The following is an 18,291-nucleotide window of genomic DNA, read 5'->3' on the forward strand; positions in this document are numbered from 1 at the left end:
GTCACTCGACGGTACACCGTGGGTGCCGCGTCCGACCCCGTGAGCCCGGCGCCCGCAGGCCGGGCGGGCGGGTTTCGCGTACGCACCCCATGCCGGGCAACCGCCCTCAACCCGGACGAAACGGTGGGCGCGGGCCGGTTTCTGTGAGTCCGCTGGGAGCGCGTTCAGCTACGGGCGTAGACCTCGGGGCGCAGAATCCCCACGTACGGAAGCTCGCGGTAGCGCTCGGCGAAGTCCAGGCCGTACCCGACCACGAACTCGTTGGGGATGTCGAAGCCGACGTAGCGCACCGGCACGGGCACCTTGACCGCGTCGGGCTTGCGGAACAGCGCCACCACCTCGACGCTCGCGGGCGAACGGGACTGCAGGTACTTCATCAGCCAGGACAGCGTCAGTCCGGAGTCCACGATGTCCTCGACCACGATCACGTGCCGGCCGGCGATGTCGCGGTCCAGGTCCTTGAGGATGCGCACCACCCCGGACGACGTGGTCCCCGAGCCGTACGACGAAACCGCCATGAACTCCATCTCGGCGGACGGGCCGTGCCGCCCCAGCGCCCGGGCGAAGTCGGCCATGAACATCACCGCGCCCTTGAGCACGCAGACCAGCAGCAGGCCGCCCTCGGCGTCGGCATGGTCCGCCGAGACCTGCTTGGCCAGCTCGGCGGTCTTCTCGCGGATCTGCTCCTCGGAGATGATCACGCGGTCGATGTCGGCGTGGTACCAGGAGCCCTCAGCCATGGCCCCTAGCCTGCCGCATGGCGCCGCGATCGCGGCCAACGGGTCGGCGCTCCAGGGCCCTGATGCGGTCGCGTATCGCCTGGATCCGACCCGTCTGACCGAAAATCCCCCCGGATCGTGACAACCGTCACAGTGGGTCGGACTCCACCCGGACGAGTAGTCCCTTACGCCGTGCGACCGCCGCACCACCGGGCAGGTGTGCGGCACCCTGCCCGTGCCAGCACACGACGAGGGCGTCGAGCGCGGCCACGTGCTTCTGCGACAGCGCGCCGCCGGGCGCGCCCAGCTCGCGGGCCCACGCGTGCAGCACCCGGCTGCGCACCGCCGGATCCAGCGCGGCCAGCGCCGCCACGGACAGGCCCTTTTCCGTACGAGCGGCGGCCAGCGCCGTGGCGGCCAGCGCGTCCAGCGCGGCCGTGTCCGCCGCCAGGAGTTCGGCCGTCCGGGCCAGGTTGTCCACCACGGCCGGACCCAGCGCCGCGACCAGCGCGGGCAGAGCCTGGCCACGCACCCGGGACCGGGCGTACGCGAAGTCGGCGTTGTGCGGGTCCTCCCACGGGCTCAGCCCCAGCGCCGCGCACGCCTTGCGGGTGTCCGCCCGGGGCACCCCCAGCAGCGGCCGCAGCAGCCGGCCCCGGCGCGCGGGCATCCCGGCCAGCCCGCGCGGCCCCGCCCCGCGCGCCAGCGCCAGCAGCACCGTCTCCGCCTGGTCGTCACGGGTGTGCCCGAGCAGCACCGCCACGGCGTCCCACCGCAGCGCCGCGTCGTCCAGCGCGGCGTAGCGGGCGGACCGGGCGGCGGCCTCGGGGCCACCGGGACCGGCCACCTCGACCGTGGCGACCTCGACCGGGTCGAACCCGGTGACGCGGCCCCACGCCGCCACCCGGGCGGCCCGCTCGGCCGAGCCCTCCTGCAGACCGTGGTCGACCGTGACGAGCCCCGCTTCCAGGCCGAACCGTGGCGCCACGAACGCGGTCGCGGCCGCCAGGGCCAGCGAATCGGCGCCGCCCGAACACGCCACCAGCACGCGGGCGCCCCGGGGCAGCCCGCCCAGCGCGGCCCGCACCGCCTGCCGCACGGCGGCCACCGGGGCCGAGATCCGCGCCACGGCGCGGTCAGCCGGCCGGCGGCAGCGACCCGGCCGGGCCGTGCACCCGCGCCACCCAGGCGTCCGGGTCGTTCAGCTCGTCCAGCCGGGGCAGGGTCAGCGGGGAGCTGAACACCTTGTTGAACCCGGCCATCCCGACGCGCTCCACGACGCCGTGCACGAACTTGCGGCCCTCGGCGTACTGGCGCATCTTGACCTCGATGCCGAGCAGCCGCCGGATCGCCTTCTCCAGCGGGTTGCCGCTGGCCCGGCGCTGGTTGAACTTGGCGCGGATCGACTCGACCGACGGGATGACCTCGGGGCCGACACCGTCCATCACGAACTCGGCGTGCCCCTCCAGCAGCGTCATCAGCGCGGTCAGCCGGTCCAGCACGGCCTTCTGCGCCGGCGTCTGCACGAGATCCAGCACCGAGGAGTGGCTCTCCGAGTCGCGCAGCACGTCCGAGAGGGTCGCGATGCCGCGGCGCAGCCGTTCGAGGATGTGCTCGCCGCTCTGTGAGGCGTCGACGAACGCCTGCACCTCACCGAGGAAGTACCCGCGCATCCACGGAACGGCGGTGAACTGGGTGCGGTGGGTGACCTCGTGCAGGCACACCCAGAGCCGGAAGTCGCGCGGGTCGGCCTGGATCTTGCGTTCCACCTCGACGATGTTCGGGGCGTTGAGCAGCAGCTGGCCCGGATCGTCGGTGAAGACCTCGTACTGCCCGAGGACGCGGCCGGACAGGTACGCCAGCACCGTACCGGCCTGCACCCCGGTCAGCCGCGAGCCGATCGCGTCGGCGACCGCGCCCGGCGGATTGTCCCCGGTGATGCGGCTGGCCAACGGCACGATGACCTGCTTCAGCCCGGTGATGTTCACGGCGGCCCAGTCCTTGCGGTCCACCACCCGCACCGCCGGCACCTCGACCTGCGGAACCAACCCCGTGTACGCCGCGACGTGCTCGGCGGCCTCGTCGGTCAACTCCCGCAACTGCGCCACGACCTGCGTGGCCTCCTCGTAGGACACCGCGGGGCCCGACTTCGACAGGGCGCCCGCGGTGGCGGCGGCCAGGTCCCAGTCCACGAACTGCGCCATGCCCACCACCGTACCCGCGCGGGGCCAGGGCACAGCTCCGGAGAAAACCCGGAGATCAGCAGCCGCAGTCGACGAGCCGGGCGGCCATCCGGTCCAGCGCCGCCCGGGCCGGTACGGCGTCCCCGGTGGCGTCCGCCATGAACGCGAAGACCAGCAGCCGCCCGTCCTTGGTCACCAGCTCGCCGGCCATCGTGTTGACCCCGTTGAGCGAGCCGGTCTTGGCGCGGACGATGCCCTGCCCGACGCGGTTCGGGCTGGGCGTGACGAACCGGGTCTGCAGGGTGCCGGACCAGCCCGCCACCGGCAGGCCGCCGAAGAGGCTGCTCAGCGCGGGCTGCTTACCGCCCGCGGCGAACGCCAGCAGCTTGGTGAGCAGGGCCGGGCTGATGCCGTTCTTGCGGGACAGGCCGCTGGCGTCGGACAGATTGGTCTCGTCGGTGGGCAGGCCCAGCTCGCCCAGCTTGGCGATCATCGCCTCGGTCGCGCCCTCGAAGGTCGCGGGCTTGCCCGCGGCCAGCGCGACCTGGCGGCCCATGGCCTCGGCGATGACGTTGTCGCTCTGCTCCAGCATCCAGTCGAGTACGTGCACCAGCGGCGGCGACTGCACCGCGCCCAGCTCCGTGCCGGGCGCGACCGCCTGATCGGGCCCAGCGGAGGCCCCGGCGGTGGGGGCCTTGCCCCGGCTGACCGCGCCGGCCGGCACGCCGAGCTGCGCCGCGAACGCCCGCGCCGCCGACATGGCGGGATCGCTGTAGCGGGGGTCGCCGCCGAACTCGTTGTGCACCGGCTTGATCCGGCCCGCGTTGGTCATCAGCGACTGGATCGCCGCGACCTGGCCCTCGGGCGCGATCAGGCTCTGGCTCCAGCCGGTCGCCGTGGTGGGGCCGGTGAACAGCGAGGTGTCCACCACCACCCGGGTCGGCTTCGTGTCACCGAGGGCCTTGCGCACCTGGGCGGCGAGGCGGTCGAGGCGGGCCGCGCCGGGGAACTGGCCCTTGCCGTTGACCGCCAGCGTCGGGTCGCCGCCACCGACGATCACCACCTCGCCCGGCTTGGCACCGGCCACCGCGCGGGTGCTCAGCCGGTAGGCGGGCCCGCGTGCCGCGAGGACGGTGGCCGCCGTGATCAGCTTGGTGGTCGAGGCCGGGATGGTCATCGCGTCGGCGTTCTGCTCGAACAGCGCCTCCCCGGTGGCCGCGTCCACCACGGAGACGTTCACCCGCGAGCCGAGCGCCGGCGCCTTCACCAGGGACGCCAGCGCGTCCTGCACCCCGGCCGCCGAGGGCGCGGGGGCCTCGGCATCGGCGGCGCGCAGCACCGGCGTGGGGCTGGGCTCGGGCGTGGCGGGCGCCGTGGCCCGCGCGGTCGGGTCGGCCGCGAGCCAGCCGCGTACCGGGCCGGGCCGGGCGACCAGGACGGTCGCGGCCGCGACCACCAGCAGGAGCACGGCCGCCAGCGCCGAAATCAGGACGGTACGCCGGCCCGTGCGCGTCCCGCCCGCAGCGACGGGCGGAACCGGGCGGGCGGCCGGAACCTCCGCCGCCGGTGCGAACGGGTGACCCGGGCCGCCATTCATGGCCGAACCGGCGGGCGCGGTGGGGCCGGGAGGTTGAACCGTGGCTCGGCCGGTCGTCGCGGGCACGGGGGCCGTTCCACCGACCGGCGGAACCACGGCACGCCCCGCAGCCGGGGGAACAGCCGCCCGGCCGGCGGCACCTGCCGGAGGATTTCCCCCGCCCGGCGGCGCGCCGCCGGGCTGCTGCCGGGATTGCCCCGGAAAATGCGCTACGGACGGCGGAAACTGCGGCGCCGGCGCCGCGTCCCGCGGTCCAACCGGCGGGACGACAGTCGGCGAGGCGGGGGGCGGTGGGACCGGCACGCTGGCCCGGCCGGCCGGGGCCTGCCCAGGTCGGGGCGGCTCGGCGGCGTGGCCGTGCTGTGAATCTTGCCTCCCCACAGGCCCCCTCCTTCGATCCGGCTGCAGACTTAGGGGAGACTACTGTCATCCGGCACACCGTTGCGCGCGGATCCTGTGGGCCCCTGCGTGTCCCGCTCCCGCCGCCGGCCACCCGCCGGGTCCAGCGCGGGACGAACAAGGGAGCACATCATGGATTTCGACGTTTTGGTTGAGATCCCCAAGGGTCAGCGGAACAAGTATGAGGTCGACCACAAGACCGGCCGGATCCGGCTGGACCGGACCCTCTTCACCGCGACCCAGTACCCGGCCGACTACGGGTACATCGAGGGCACGCTCGGCCAGGACGGCGACCCCCTGGACGCGCTCGTACTGATCCAGGAGCCCACCTTCCCGGGCTGCCTGGTCCGCGCCCGCGCAATCGGCATGTACCGCATGACCGACGAGAAGGGCCGCGACGACAAGGTCCTGTGCGTGCCCTACGAGGACCCGCGCCAGGAGCACCTGCGCGACATCCACCACCTCGGCGAGTTCGACCGGATGGAGATCCAGCACTTCTTCACGGTCTACAAGGACCTGGAGCCCGGCAAGTCCGTCGAGGGCGCCACCTGGGTGGGCCGGGTCGACGCCGAGGAGGAGATCCGGGAGTCGTTCAAGCGCGCCGAGGCCGCCGAGCACCACGAGGACTGATCCCCGGCAACGGCCTGGCCTAGAGCTTGATGTCTGCGACCAGGCCGTAGAGGCCCACCACGGCGCACGCCACCGGGATCACCGACACCACCACGAGCGTGTCGAGCAGGTCGGCGGCGCGGCCCAGATACGGCGAGGGCGGCCGGCGCGAGTACGTCGCGCCGGCCGCCACCGTGATGAGCGCGAGCACGAACGCCGCCCCGCTAACCGCCAGCAGCAGCCCCGCGTCGGCACCCCACAGCAGGTCCACCCCGAGCGCCGCGACCCCGAACAGGCCCGCGAACAACAGCGGCACCCGCTGGCGCAGCGTGACGAACAGCCGCGACCGCAGCAGCAGCGCCGCCGCGCTGACCGCGACCAGCAGCCGCGCCGACCCGGAGCCGTCGGCCGCCAGCACGGTGAACGCTCCGGCCGCCAGCACCGCGTGGCCCAGCAGCATCCCCGCCAGCAGTTCCTCGGTGCGGGCCACGGCGGCGAACACGACGGCCCGTCCCGGCCGCTCCCGCGCCGCATCCAGCACCCCGGCCGGGGCGGCCGCGGTGAAGCCCTCGGCCGCCTCCCCGCTCGCGGGCAGGGTCACCGGCGGCGTCGGCATCTTGCCGAACCTGATCGCCAGCAGCGGGAGCGCGCCGATCCCGCAGACCAGCACGGACAGCAGCACGGCGGCCGCACCGGCGGCGGACGTGACCATGCTCAGCGCGGCGGCCAGCGCCGCCAGCAGCCCGACCGTGGCACCCGCCGTGAACAGCCGGCGCGCGGCCGCCACCCCCACCCCGCCGAGTACGGCCGCCAGCAGCAGCGCCGCCGCACCGGCCAGCAGTTCCGGGCCGCCGAGCCACGGCAGGATCCCGAGCACCCCGACCCGGTCACCGGCCTCCGTGGCGACCAGCACCGCGCCGCCCGCGAACGCGTACGGCAGGGCGCAGGCGCCCAGCGCGGCGCCCGCCTGCGCGTCCCCGTACGCCCGGGAGGCGGTCACGCCCGCCAGGGTGAGCAGCACCGCGACCCCGAGCCCGACGAACGCCGAACCGGGCCACCGCGGACCGGCGGAGAGCACCGCCAGCAGGCCGAGCGCCAGCAGTACGGCACCACCGGCCAGGGTCGCCGCACGGGTCGCGGCCGGACTCCAGACCGTGCCACGGCGGCGGGCCCCCTCGGCGACCGCCTCGACGACGTCGTCGTATTCCAGCTCCGGCCACTGTTCGCGGGCGGGCACGAGGTGCAGCACCTCGCCGTCGCGCACACCCTGCGGGAACAGGCCCTGCGCGGTGGTCAGCGCCACCCCGTCGGTACGGCGCAGCAGCCAGCCGCCGTGCTTCTCGCCGTCGTCGGCCAGCCCCTCCCCGGCGTGCCGCAGCACCTCGGGCAGCAGCTCCGCCAGCGGAACGTGTTCGGGCAGCGCGACATCGACCCGGCGCTGGGGCGCACTGATCGTGACCCGAGCAAGACCCACCGTCATGTTGTGCCAACCTTTCGCATGCGCTCGCACCCCCACTTCGCCAGGGCACTCGGGCCTGCCGTCGCCCCGATCGGTGTCGCCGAGGGCTGCGGAACGGAGGGCACTTTACCTATCCTGGGCCGACCGCGGTGCCCGGTGACCGCCCGCGGACGGGGCGAAGGGACTGTCTGCACACATGAGCACGGTGGTGATCAAGCGGGGTGCCCGGCGTCCGGCGCCGGAGATCCCGACGGGTGAGCTCGCGGTCGACGCGCCACCGGAGATCCCCCAGGCCGCCGGGGGCCGCTGGCAGCAGGCCCTGATGGCGCTGCCCATGCTGGGCGGCTCCGTCGCGATGGCGATGATGATGAGCCAGGGCAAGGGCGGAGCCTTCTCGTACGTGGTCGGCGGCCTGTTCGGCATCTCGTCGGTGGCGATGATGGCCACCTCGTTCGGCAGCAACGGCTCGCCGAAGAAGGCGGAGATGATGGCCGCCCGCCGCGAGTACCTGCGCCACCTCGCCGGGCTGCGCCGCCGGGTCCGGGAGACCGCCGGCAAGCAGCGCACCGGCCTGTACTACCGGCACCCGAACCCGACGCAGCTGTGGTCCACGGCGGCCAGCCACCGGGTGTGGGAGCGGCGCCCCGCCGATCCCGACTTCGGGGTGGTACGGCTGGCGGTCGGCCCGCAGACCCTGGCCACCCCGCTGGTACCGCCGGTGACCCGGCCGCTGGAGGACCTGGAGCCGATGACCGCGGGGGCGCTGCGCCGCTTCCTGGACGCGTACTCGGTGGTGCCGGACCTGCCGGTGGCGGTGTCGCTGCGCGGCTTCGCGCGGGTATTCCTGCGCGGGCACGGCACGGGCGCGGACGCGGACGCGCGCGCCCTGACCCGCGCGGTGCTCACCCAGCTCGCGGTGTTCCACGCGCCGGACGACCTGATCGTCGCGGTCTGCGCCGGCCCGGAACGCCGGGCGGCGTGGGAGTGGGTGAAGTGGCTGCCGCACAACCTGCACCCGTCCCGGACGGACGCGCTCGGCCCGGTCCGGCTCGTCGCCAGCTCCGGCCCCGACCTGGAGAAGCTGCTCGAAGACGTGATCGGCAGCCGGCACCGGTTCAACCCGGCCGGTGGCAGCAGCACCGGCCCGCACGTGGTGATCGTCCTGGACGGCGCCGACCTCAAGGGCGCCACCCAGCTCGACGACGGCATCGACGGCGTCACCGTGCTCGACCTGGACGAGCAGCCGCCCCGGCTGCTGGACCGCTCGCTGCTCGTGCTGGAGGTGCGCACCGCCGCGGGCGCCAAACCCGAGCTGCACACGTACGCGATGGACTCGGCCGCCGACGTCGGCACGCCGGACCAGCTGACCGAGGAGCAGGCGGAGGCGGTGGCCCGGCGGCTGTCCCCGCTGCGGCTGGCGGCCATGTCGAAGTCGTCGGACACCCCGCTGGCCGCCGAGATGGGGCTGGCGGAACTGCTCGGCATCGCCGACCCGGACACGTTCAGCGTGGCGCAGAGCTGGCTGCCCCGGCCCAACCGGGACCGGCTGCGGGTGCCGATCGGCATGGGCGCCGACGGCGGCCCGGTCGAGCTCGACCTCAAGGAGTCCGCCCAGGACGGCATGGGCCCGCACGGCCTGCTGATCGGCGCCACCGGCTCCGGAAAGTCAGAGCTTCTGCGTACGCTCGTGCTCGCGCTCGCCACGACCCATTCGTCCGAGTCGCTGAACTTCGTCCTGGTCGACTTCAAGGGCGGCGCGACGTTCGCCTCGCTGGACCGGCTGCCGCACACCGCCGCGGTCATCACCAACCTCGCCGACGAGCTGCCGCTGGTCGACCGCATGGTGGACGCGATCGACGGCGAGCTGGTCCGGCGCCAGGAGCTGCTGCGCAAGGCGGGCAACTACGCCAGCCTGCGCGACTACGAGAAGGCCCGGGCCGGTGGGGCCGCGCTGCCACCGCTGCCGTCGCTGCTGGTGGTCTGCGACGAGTTCTCCGAGCTGCTGTCCGCCAAGCCGGACTTCATCGACCTCTTCGTCCAGATCGGACGGCTGGGCCGCTCGCTGGGCGTGCACCTGCTGCTGGCCAGCCAGCGCCTCGAGGAGGGGCGGCTGCGCGGGCTGGACACTCACCTGTCCTACCGGATCGGTCTGCGGACCTTCTCGGCGCTGGAGTCCCGGGCGGTGCTCGGCGTGCCCGACGCGTACGAGCTGCCCCGCTCACCCGGGCACGGCTACCTGAAGTTCGGCACCGAGCCGCTGGTGCGGTTCAAGGCCGCGTACGTCTCCGGCGCGTTCCGCCAGAGCGGCACGCGGGGACCGGGCGCCGCCGGTGACGGCACCCCGCCGGAGATCCTGCCGTACTCGACGCACTACGTGCCCGCGCCCAAGCCGGTCGTGCCCGCCCAGCCGAAGCCGGCGGAGGTCCCGGCCGGCGAGAGCCTGCTGGACATCATGGTGGACCGCCTCAACGGGCAGGGCCCACCCGCGCACCAGGTGTGGCTGCCGCCGCTGAACCAGTCGGCGGCGCTCGACGAGCTGCTCGGCCCGGTCACCGCGGACCCGGTGCGCGGGCTGGTGTTCGCCAATCCGGAGCTGCACGGCGCGCTGCAGGTCCCGATCGCGCTCATCGACAAGCCGCGCGAGCAGGTCCGCGACGTCATGTGGCTGCCGCTGGCCGGGGCGGCGGGACACGTGGCGGTGGTGGGCAGCACGCTGAGCGGCAAGTCCACCGCGCTGCGCTCGCTCGTCTGCGGGCTCGCGCTGACCCACACCCCGGCCGAGGTTCAGGTCTACTGTCTCGACTTCGGCGGCGGCTCGCTGGGCACGCTGCGGGACCTGCCGCACGTCGGCGGCGTGTCCGGGCGCCTCGACGCGGTCGGGGTGCGCCGTACGGTCGGCGAGATGCTCACCCTGCTGGCCGAGCGGGAGCAGCGCTTCGCGGAGCTGGGCATCGACTCGATGGCCTCGTACCGGCGGCGGCGGGCGAACGCGCTGGGCACGGGCACGGACACGGCCGCCGACCCGTTCGGCGACGTGTTCCTGATCGTGGACGGCTGGGCGACCCTGCGGAAGGACTACGAGGAGCTCGAACCGGTCATCACCGACATCGCCACCCGCGGCCTGTCGTACGGCATCCACGTCGTGGCCACCGCGACGCGCTGGATGGACTTCCGCCCGGCGATCCGTGACCTGTTCGGATCGCGGCTGGAGCTGCGCCTCGGCGACCCCACCGACTCGATGATCAACCGTCGGGCGGCGACCGGGGTCCCGGAGCGGCCCGGCCGGGGCATCGTCGAGCATCCCACGGACAAGAACAAGAGCCTGCACCTGCTGACCGTGCGCCCCGAGGTGAACTCGCTGGGCGACACCGGGGCGCTGGTCAAGGCGATCGCCGCGAACTGGCGTGGACCGATCGCCCCGCGGGTCCGGCTGCTGCCGGCCAGCCTGCCGTACGCCGAGCTGGATCTGTCCCGCAGCTCCGGGCTGCGGCTGCCGATCGGCATCTCCGAGGCGGACCTGCGGCCGGTCGAGATCGACTTCGCGACCGACCCGCACTTCCTGCTCTTCGGCGACGCCGAGTGCGGCAAGTCGTCGTTCCTGCGGGCGCTGGCCACGACCGTGATGCGCCGGTTCACCCCCGAGGAGGCCCGGATCATCCTGGTCGACTACCGGCGCAGCCTGATGGACCTGCCGGAGACCGAACACCGCATCGGGTACGGCATCCAGGCGCAGAAGACGCAGGACCTGATGGAGTCCGTGGCCGGGTACATGGAGCGGCGCCTGCCCGGCCCCGAGGTGACCGCCCAGCAGCTGCGGGACCGCTCGTGGTGGCAGGGTCCGGAACTGTTCGTGCTGGTCGACGACTACGACCTGGTGGCGTCCGGGCCGACCAACCCGCTGCAGCCGCTGCTCGAATACCTGCCGCAGGCCCGCGACGTCGGCCTGCACCTGATCGTCACCCGCCGCGCGGGCGGCGCCAGCCGTTCGCTGTACGAGCCGGTCATCCAGCGCCTGCGTGAACTGTCCGCGCCCGGCCTGGTGATGTCCGGCCCGGCGGACGAGGGCGCCCTGCTCGGCCCGGTCAAGCCGACCGCGCTGCCGCCGGGTCGCGGGCGGCTGCTGACCAGGCGGGAGGGGGTGCGGCTGATCCAGTTGGCGCACCTGCCACCCTCGTGATCCGGCGGTGACGACGTACATCCGGTGCGAATGCATGGAAGGACCCCCGCGACAAGACGCTGAATCGGAGTAATCTCCCTCCATCGACCGTCCATCATCAGAATGGCGACGCCGACCTGTGAGCGCTACGAGTTCGCGACTGCGCGCGTCCCGCCGGCCCCGGCGCGACGCGGTAGAACCGCACCCCGGTCCGCCTCCGCGCGGGGGTGCCACTTGGTGAGCGCCCGGCGGCCGTTGCGGCGGCTCGTCGCCACGGCCCTGGCCGGCCTCGTCACCGCAGGCACATGTGTGGCCCCGGCGTGGGCGGCGCCCGCGTCAGCGGCCCCGCACACCGAGTTCGGCAATCCCCTGGAGACCCCCGCGCCGTGGGAGGGCGACTCCGTCCGGGACGAGCAGTGGCATCTCAAGACGCTGAACGTGGCGGGCGCGTGGACGTACTCGGCGGGCCAGGGCGTGACGGTCGCGGTCATCGACTCCGGCGTGGACGCCCGGCACGTCGACCTGGCCGGGCAGGTGCTGCCCGGGTTGGACCTGGTCGACCCGGACGGTGACGGCGACACCGACCTGGTCGGCCACGGCACCACGGTGTCGGCCATCATCGCCGGCCACGACGACACCGCCGGGGTGGTCGGCATCGCGCCGAAGGCGAAGATCCTGCCCGTCCGGGTGCTGGACGAGGAGAACCGGTACGACGACGCGATGATCGTGGCCAAGGGCGTGCGCTGGGCGGTCGACCACGGCGCCCGGGTCATCAACCTGTCCCTCGGCGGCAACGGCGCCAGCGCCGCGCTGGCCGCCGCGCTCGACTACGCCTTCGCCCGGGACGTCGTTGTGGTGGCCTGCACCGGCAACGCGAGCGCCTCGCCCTCCGGCGGGGTCTGGTATCCGGCCCGCGAGCCCGGGGTCATCGCGGTCGCCGGCATGGAACGCGACGGCTCCGGGCTGTGGTCCGGCTCCATCACGGGCAAGGAGACGGTGGTGACCGCCCCGGCCACCCAGCTCGTCGGTGCCCGGCCGGACGGGTACTGGCGGGTGCAGGGCACCAGCTTCGCCGCGCCGATGGTGTCCGCGACGGCGGCGCTGATCCGTTCCCGGTGGCCCACGATGTCGGCCGCCGAGGTGATCAACCGGATCATCCGGACCACGAAGGACCGCGGTACGCCCGGCCGCGACGCCACGTACGGCTACGGGATCGTGGACCCCGCCGCGGCGCTGACCGCCGACGTCCCGTGGGTGGCCACCAACCCGCTGGACAACACCCCGGATCCGGGTGTCTCCCGGTTCGGCAGCGCGCCCGCCTCCGGGCAGGCCCAGTCGGCTCCCGACGACAGCCCCGGCACCACGGGCGCCCTGGTCCCTGGCGCCAATGCGGGTGCCGCGATGCCGGACCAGCCGGCCGCCGAACATTCCGAACGCGGCTGGTGGGCGGCGGGCGCCCTGTTCCTGGTGTCGTTAGTGGTCGGCCTGGCCATGCTGCGCCGCTTCGCGAACGTCACCTGACCCGGCCCGTCACCCGCCCCGGCCCGACCCGGCCCGTCACCCGGCCCGGCCCGACCCGGCCCGTCACCCGGCCCGGCCGCCCGGCACCAGGTCCGGGCCGCTCAGCGCCCTGCGCGCGTCAGGCGCAGTCGCCGGTCCTGACCCGGCGGGTGCGTTCCGCCCCGAGCTTCGCCGTACCGGCCGCCTCGTTCGCGGTCAGCGCGAAGCCGACGTTACGGTCGTCGGCCGCGGCCGCGAAGATGACGCCCATCACCCGCCCGTTCGGCGCGACGAGCGGGCCGCCCGAGTTGCCGCTGCGGACCAGCGCCCGGATCGTGTAGATCTCCCGGGTCACGTCGCCGGAGTCGTAGATGTCCGGGCCGGTGATCCGGCTGGCCTCCCGCACCCGGGCCGACTGGGCGTTGTACGGCCCGTCGAGCGGATAGCCGAGCACGATCGCGCTGGACCCGGTGCCGGCCTGCCGCTGCACGAACGGCATCACCGGCGCGCTCAGCCCCGGCACGTACAGGACGGCGAGGTCGCGCTTCGGGTCGTAGACCACCACGGTGCCGTCGAGCTTGCCGCGTGCCGTCTCCACCTGGACGCTGCGGGTGCCGGCGACGACGTGGGCGTTGGTCATGACGCGCTCGGGCGCGTACACGAATCCGGATCCCTCGATGCGCCGGGAGCAGCTCGGTGCGGTGCCCAGCACCTTCAGGACCGAACGCCGGGAGTTCGCTACGACCTGCGAGTTCGCCAGCGCGGGATCGGGCGCGGCGACCTCACGGGCCTCCGTGCGGGCGAGCCCGCCGAAGACGTCCGGGAAGCCGCTGGTGTCGAGCGTCTCCCGCAGCGCCGACGACAGGGCCTGCGCCTGCTCGGGCATCAGCTTGTTGACGCCGCCGAGCACCGCGCTGCTGCGGACCTCCCGGTTCAGCCAGGGCAGCGACGACGAACCCAGCGGCACCGCCACCAGCCACGCCACCAGCAGCACGGCGACCAGTGACACCACCGCGCCGCCGGCGTCGTCGAGCCGCTGCAGCGGGCGGCTGGCGATCGAGCGCCGCAGCCGGGTGCCGAACCAGCCGGCCAGCGTCTGCCCCAGCACCGCGAGGGCGAAGATGGACACCAGCGAGACCACGACCCGGGTCGCCCCGCTGGCGAACTGGTCGGCGATCAGCGGACCGATCTGCAACCCGATCAGGGCCCCGCTGAAGAAGCCACCGAAGGACAGGGCACCGACGACGAAACCCTGCCGGTAGCCGCTGATCGCGAAGACCAGCATCAGCAGGATCAGGATTCCATCGACCACGTGCACCCGCTCAGCGTAGAAGTGGGATACCAGGCGTTCATGTGACCACCTCGTCCGGCGCGCCGCCCGGCGTGGCCGGAGACGGGGCGGGCAGATCCATGAGCCGCCCAGGCTGCCACGGCCGGGACCATCCGGCCATGTCCAGCAGTGCCGAGATGACCCCGGCGGTGAAGCCCCAGACGAGCATCCCGCGCGCCTGGAACGCCGGCCCGACCCAGCCGCTCGGGTGGCGGACGCGGATCCGGTTGGCGGGATCGACCAGCTCGGCCACGGGCAGCCGGGCCACGTGCGCCACCTCGTCGAGCTGGCGCGGGTGCACCGGATGCGGCGCATGCCACCAGGCCAGCACGGGGGTGACCAGGAACGAGCTGACCGGGATGTACAGCGGGGGCAGCAGGGCCAGCACGGTGGCGCTGTCCGGATCGAGCCCGACCTCCTCATTGGCCTCGCGCAGGGCGGTGTGCGCCGGGTCCCGGTCGCTCGGGTCGGCCGCGCCGCCCGGGAACGCGGGCTGCCCGGCGTGGTTGCGCATGGTCGCGGCCCGCTGCAGCACGAGCAGGTCGGGCGCGCCCGGGGCGCTCTCGCCGAGCAGCACCAGCACGGCGCTGGGCCGTCCACCGGCGGCGGGCGGCCGGATCGGGGTGAAGTCCTCGGTACGGCTGGTGGCGGCGCGCGAGAGCAGCGGCTCGAACCATCCCGGCAGCCCGCGGGGCCGGTCACGCCCGGTCACGGGGTCACCGTCACGCCGGTCCAGTCGCGTACGCGCGCGGCGAGCCGGTCGGCGTCGAGCGGAAGCGGCTCGACACGCGCGCGGCCCTGGCCGTCGACGAAGACCGTCACGGGCAGCGTGGTGCGGCCCAGGGCGGTGATCAGTTTCCGGTCCCGGTCGTAGAGGGTGGGCAGGGTCACCCGCTTGTCCGCGGCGAACCCGGCCGCCGCGTCCCGGTCGTCACCGGTGTCGACACCCACGACCGTGAGCCGGCCGGCGGACGCCTCGGCGAGGCGCTGCATGGCCGGCAGCTCCGTGCGGCACGGCTCGCACCAGGACGCCCACAGATTGACCACGGCGGGCCCGCGCAGATCGGCGAGGCGCACCGGCGCGCCCCCGGTGAAGCACGGCAGCTCCAGATCGGGCAACGCCGCCCCGGCGGGCAAACCCGGCCCGGCGGATGGCGGCGCGGCCAGGGCGGCGCAGTCCGCGAACGGCGACGGCTGACCCGGCGGCGCCGCGACGCGCTCCTCGCCCGTGCACGCCGCCAGCGCGAGCGACGTGGCCAGCGTGGGCGCGAGCGAAGCCGCCATCCGTCGCGCCCATCGTGCCCGGCCGCCTGCCGTCACGGCGCCTCCGGCGTGACGATGGCGGCCGCCGGGACGAGCTCCGGGTCCACACCGGCCTGGGCGGCGAGCTCGCGGGCCCGTGGGCCCTTCAGCAGGCGCGCGGCGGCCGGCGCCTCGGTGGGGCCGGTGCCGTACGACGGGCAGGAGGCGGCGAGGGTGCAGGCGCCGCAGGCGGGCTTGCGGGCGTGGCAGACGCGGCGCCCGTGGAAGATGACCCGGTGCGACATCATCGTCCAGTCGCGCTTCTCGATCAGGTCGGCGAGCTGGAACTCGATCTTGACCGGATCCTCCTCGGCGACCCAGCCGAAACGGTTCGCCAGGCGGCGCAGGTGGGTGTCGACCGTGATGCCGGGCACCCCGAACGCGTTGCCGAGGATGACGTTCGCGGTCTTGCGGCCGATGCCGGGCAGGGCGACCAGCTCGTCCAGCGTGCCGGGCACCACCCCGCCGTGCCGCTCGGTCAGCGCCTCGCCCAGCTTGATGAGCGAATCCGTCTTGGCCCGGAAGAAGCCGGTCGGGCGCAGGATCTCCTCCAGCTCGGCCCGGTCCCCGGCCGCGTAGTCCGCCGCCGTGCGGAAGCGGCGGAACAGGACCGGGGTGACCTCGTTGACCCGTACGTCCGTGGTCTGGGCGGAGAGGATCGTGGCGACCGCCAGCTCCAGCGGGTTGCTGAAGTCGAGCTCGCAGTGGGCGTCGGGGTGGGTCTCGGCGAGCACCCGCGCCATCCGCCGGGCCCGCCGCTTACGGCCGATCGGGGTCTCGTTCGCGAACCGTTTGGCGGACCGCACCAGCACGGCCGGCCCCACCGGAACGGCCGGCCCGGGGGAGGCGGGGGCGGCGGGCGGACGAGTCACGGTGCAAGAGTACGTCGCAGCACCGACAGCTTCGGCGAACGTACCGTCAGGCGGGCGGCGTGATCGCGCCGTCGTCGGCGATCCGCGCCGCGGTGTCGCCGAAGTCGTCCGCGGACAGCTGCGCGACCATCTTGCGGCCGCGCTCGTTCGCGCTGTCCCGGGTGGGGACACCCACCCCGTTCAGGTACGTGGACAGAAAGGTCCCGCCCGCGAACCGGCCGTCCGCGCCGAGCGTGACGTGCAGGATGCCGCTGTACTTCAGCACCCCGGCGCTGGACAGCGTCTTGCCGCCCCCGGCGAAGTTCCCCAGGCTGTACGCGATCAGCTTGCCCTTGTAGAACTCCATCCCGCGCAGCACGTGCGGGCCGTGCCCGATCACCACGTCCGCCCCGGCGTCGATCACCGCGTGGGAGAACGCGATCGGATCGCCCCGGTTCTCCCCGAAGAACAGCTCGTTGCCCGGCTTGACGTGGTTCTTGTCCGAGCCCTCGGCGCCCATGTGCACCTGCACCACGACCAGGTCGGCCTTCTCCTTGGCCTGCTCGATCACCGTACGTGAATGGTCGAGGTCGTTGAGGTTGTTCGCCCCCGCGTACGGGGAGAAGCCCACGACCGCGACCGACACCCCCTTGACGTCCACCACGGTGATCTGGTCCTCGGCGCCGGTGTGCCGCAGACCGGCGTCCTCCAGCGCGGCGACGGTGTTGCGGTACCCCGCCACGCCGTAGTCCTTGGAGTGGTTGTTGGCCGTGTTGAGCAGCTGGAACCCGGCCTCCTTGAGGTGCCGGGCGTACTCCGGGGGCGAGCGGAACGCGAAGCAGTTGGCGCGCGGCGGGGAGCCGCACTTGCTGGCCCCGGTGTCGCCGGTGAGCGGCTGCTCCAGATTGCCCATGACCAGGTCGGACTTGAGGCCCTCGGCGACCGAGTCGAAGAAGCCGTCGCCGCCGTTCGCGGGCAGCCGGTTCGGGGCGCTGCCCATGATGATGTCGCCCGTGGCGGACAGGGTGATGGTCCCGCTGGCGGGCTCGGCGCTCGGTGTCGCCCGCTTGGTGCCGCTCGGCGAGGCGGCGACGGCCGGCTGCTGCCAGCGCGCCGTGCCGGTCCCCGAGTCGCGGTCGGCCAGGGCGACACCGCCGAGGCCCGCACCGATCAGGGCGGCGACCACGATGGTGAGGGTGAGGATCGGGCGGCCGAACAGCCCGTTGCGCGGCGGGGGGTGGGCATTCATCGATGGCGACGATACTGTCGGGGAGCAACCGGCCACGACGTCCGTTCGGCCCTTCGTCGTTCGCCCCGTCGGTCGACCGGTCGGTCGCTATGAGCGACGAAATACCGGTCGCCCGCCGGACCGGTTACGCTGCGGATCTAGATCAAGGGGTGCTCCCCTGTTTCCCGTACGCGTGCGCCTAGACTGATCGAGCGCAGGCGTGGCGCATTCGGAGGTGCGGCGATGGATGAGGTGCTGGCTCGCAGCGGGATCTTCCAGGGTGTGGACCCGGAGGCCGCTGAGGCGCTCGCCAAGGAGATGGACACGATCGAGGTCCGCAAGGGCGACATCGTCTTCAACGAGGGCGAGGCCGGCGACAGCCTGTACATCGTGCTCTCCGGCAAGATCAAGCTGGGTCGCCGGGCCGCCGACGGCCGGCAGAACCTGGTCTCGATCATGGGCCCGTCGGACATGCTGGGCGAGTTGTCGCTGTTCGACCCCGGTCCGCGTACGGCCACGGCCACCGCGGTGACGGACAGTCGCCTGGCCCGGCTCAAGAAGTCCTCGCTGCGCCCCTGGCTGAACAACCGGCCCGAGATCGCCGAGCAGTTGCTGCGCGTGCTGGCCCGCCGCCTGCGCCGCACCAACGACGCCCTGGCCGACCTCATCTTCACGGACGTACCGGGCCGGGTGGCGAAGAACCTGCTCCAGATGGCGGGCCGGTTCGGCACCCGCGACGGCGGCGTGCTGCGGGTGACCCACGACCTGACCCAGGAGGAGCTGGCGCAGCTCGTCGGCGCCTCCCGCGAGACGGTCAACAAGGCGCTCGCCGACTTCGCCTCCCGCGCCTGGCTGCGCCTCGACGGCAAGAGCGTGATCATCCTCGACCCGGAGCGGCTCGCCCGCCGCGCCCGCGTCTGAACCACGCCACGACCAGCTGATCCACCGCCGAAGGGCC

At 73.8% G+C, this 18,291-nt stretch carries 14 protein-coding genes; 4 read left to right on the top strand and 10 right to left on the bottom strand.

All coding sequences use genetic code 11. The annotated features are described in order from the left end of the window. Nucleotides 1–164: 164 nt before the first annotated feature. From hpt to dacB, 4 genes are all read right to left on the bottom strand, one after another. Nucleotides 165–740, bottom strand: a complete 576-nt coding sequence (hpt, locus tag EV385_RS11945; protein ID WP_130509536.1) for a hypoxanthine phosphoribosyltransferase — start codon at nt 738–740, stop codon at nt 165–167. A gap of 127 nt (nt 741–867) precedes the next feature. Then, entirely contained in the window at nt 868–1,848 is a 981-nt protein-coding gene (gene tilS, locus EV385_RS11950; RefSeq protein WP_130509537.1) for a tRNA lysidine(34) synthetase TilS, read from the bottom strand. A 7-nt stretch (nt 1,849–1,855) separates the two neighbouring features. Continuing rightward, nucleotides 1,856–2,923 (bottom strand): zinc-dependent metalloprotease, encoded by a 1,068-nt coding sequence (locus EV385_RS11955; RefSeq protein ID WP_130509538.1) that lies wholly within the window; start codon nt 2,921–2,923, stop codon nt 1,856–1,858. Between the two features lie 55 nt (nt 2,924–2,978). Continuing rightward, entirely contained in the window at nt 2,979–4,499 is a 1,521-nt protein-coding gene (dacB, locus tag EV385_RS11960; protein ID WP_130509539.1) for a D-alanyl-D-alanine carboxypeptidase/D-alanyl-D-alanine endopeptidase, read from the bottom strand. Between the two features lie 531 nt (nt 4,500–5,030). Between dacB and EV385_RS11965 the strand changes: the two genes are divergently transcribed. After that, on the top strand, nt 5,031–5,528 hold the full coding sequence (locus EV385_RS11965) for an inorganic diphosphatase (protein WP_130509540.1): 498 nt from the start codon (nt 5,031–5,033) through the stop codon (nt 5,526–5,528). 19 nt (nt 5,529–5,547) lie between these two features. On the opposite strand, the gene eccD is transcribed toward EV385_RS11965, so the two are convergent. Further along, the gene (gene eccD / locus EV385_RS11970; protein WP_130509541.1) at nt 5,548–6,987 is read right to left on the bottom strand and encodes a type VII secretion integral membrane protein EccD; all 1,440 of its coding nucleotides are present in this window, start codon (nt 6,985–6,987) and stop codon (nt 5,548–5,550) included. Nucleotides 6,988–7,162: 175 nt separating this feature from the next. On the opposite strand from eccD, the gene eccCa reads away from it, so the two are divergent. Next, nucleotides 7,163–11,143 (top strand): type VII secretion protein EccCa, encoded by a 3,981-nt coding sequence (eccCa, locus tag EV385_RS11975; RefSeq protein ID WP_130509542.1) that lies wholly within the window; start codon nt 7,163–7,165, stop codon nt 11,141–11,143. 216 nt (nt 11,144–11,359) lie between these two features. Next, on the top strand, nt 11,360–12,643 hold the full coding sequence (gene mycP, locus EV385_RS11980) for a type VII secretion-associated serine protease mycosin (protein ID WP_242624838.1): 1,284 nt from the start codon (nt 11,360–11,362) through the stop codon (nt 12,641–12,643). 118 nt (nt 12,644–12,761) lie between these two features. On the opposite strand, the gene EV385_RS11985 is transcribed toward mycP, so the two are convergent. From EV385_RS11985 to EV385_RS12005, 5 genes are all read right to left on the bottom strand, one after another. Further along, complete coding sequence (locus EV385_RS11985) at nt 12,762–13,940, bottom strand: MarP family serine protease (RefSeq protein ID WP_130509544.1); 1,179 nt, start codon at nt 13,938–13,940, stop codon at nt 12,762–12,764. A 31-nt stretch (nt 13,941–13,971) separates the two neighbouring features. Further along, a complete protein-coding gene (locus EV385_RS11990; protein ID WP_242624839.1) occupies nt 13,972–14,664 on the bottom strand; it encodes an NUDIX hydrolase in 693 nt (230 codons plus the stop codon). After that, nucleotides 14,661–15,236 carry a TlpA family protein disulfide reductase gene (locus EV385_RS11995; protein WP_130509545.1) on the bottom strand — a complete coding sequence of 192 codons (576 nt, stop codon included), beginning with the start codon at nt 15,234–15,236 and terminating at the stop codon, nt 14,661–14,663. The genes EV385_RS11990 and EV385_RS11995 overlap by 4 nt, the downstream gene beginning before the upstream one ends. Nucleotides 15,237–15,268: 32 nt before the next feature. Continuing rightward, nucleotides 15,269–16,066: an endonuclease III gene (gene nth / locus EV385_RS12000; RefSeq protein ID WP_423203111.1), complete on the bottom strand. Its 798-nt coding sequence runs from the start codon at nt 16,064–16,066 to the stop codon at nt 15,269–15,271. 106 nt (nt 16,067–16,172) lie between these two features. After that, nucleotides 16,173–17,354: a CapA family protein gene (locus EV385_RS12005; RefSeq protein WP_130509546.1), complete on the bottom strand. Its 1,182-nt coding sequence runs from the start codon at nt 17,352–17,354 to the stop codon at nt 16,173–16,175. Nucleotides 17,355–17,576: 222 nt separating this feature from the next. Between EV385_RS12005 and EV385_RS12010 the strand changes: the two genes are divergently transcribed. Further along, nucleotides 17,577–18,254, top strand: coding sequence for a Crp/Fnr family transcriptional regulator (locus tag EV385_RS12010; protein WP_130509547.1), 678 nt, complete (start codon nt 17,577–17,579; stop codon nt 18,252–18,254). The last annotated feature ends 37 nt before the right edge of the window (nt 18,255–18,291 follow it).

Origin of the sequence: Krasilnikovia cinnamomea (assembly GCF_004217545.1) — a bacterium.
Classification (GTDB): Bacteria; Actinomycetota; Actinomycetes; order Mycobacteriales; family Micromonosporaceae; genus Actinoplanes; species Actinoplanes cinnamomeus.

What these genes read in the sequence shown, in the direction of transcription:
- hpt (WP_130509536.1), bottom strand. Translation starts at nt 740, where the DNA reads ATGGCTGAGGGCTCCTGGTACCACGCCGACATCGACCGCGTGATCATC.
- EV385_RS11955 (WP_130509538.1), bottom strand. Translation starts at nt 2,923, where the DNA reads ATGGCGCAGTTCGTGGACTGGGACCTGGCCGCCGCCACCGCGGGCGCC.
- dacB (WP_130509539.1), bottom strand. Translation starts at nt 4,499, where the DNA reads ATGAATGGCGGCCCGGGTCACCCGTTCGCACCGGCGGCGGAGGTTCCG.
- EV385_RS11965 (WP_130509540.1), top strand. Translation starts at nt 5,031, where the DNA reads ATGGATTTCGACGTTTTGGTTGAGATCCCCAAGGGTCAGCGGAACAAG.
- eccD (WP_130509541.1), bottom strand. Translation starts at nt 6,987, where the DNA reads ATGACGGTGGGTCTTGCTCGGGTCACGATCAGTGCGCCCCAGCGCCGG.
- eccCa (WP_130509542.1), top strand. Translation starts at nt 7,163, where the DNA reads ATGAGCACGGTGGTGATCAAGCGGGGTGCCCGGCGTCCGGCGCCGGAG.
- EV385_RS11995 (WP_130509545.1), bottom strand. Translation starts at nt 15,236, where the DNA reads ATGGCGGCTTCGCTCGCGCCCACGCTGGCCACGTCGCTCGCGCTGGCG.
- EV385_RS12005 (WP_130509546.1), bottom strand. Translation starts at nt 17,354, where the DNA reads ATGAATGCCCACCCCCCGCCGCGCAACGGGCTGTTCGGCCGCCCGATC.
- EV385_RS12010 (WP_130509547.1), top strand. Translation starts at nt 17,577, where the DNA reads ATGGATGAGGTGCTGGCTCGCAGCGGGATCTTCCAGGGTGTGGACCCG.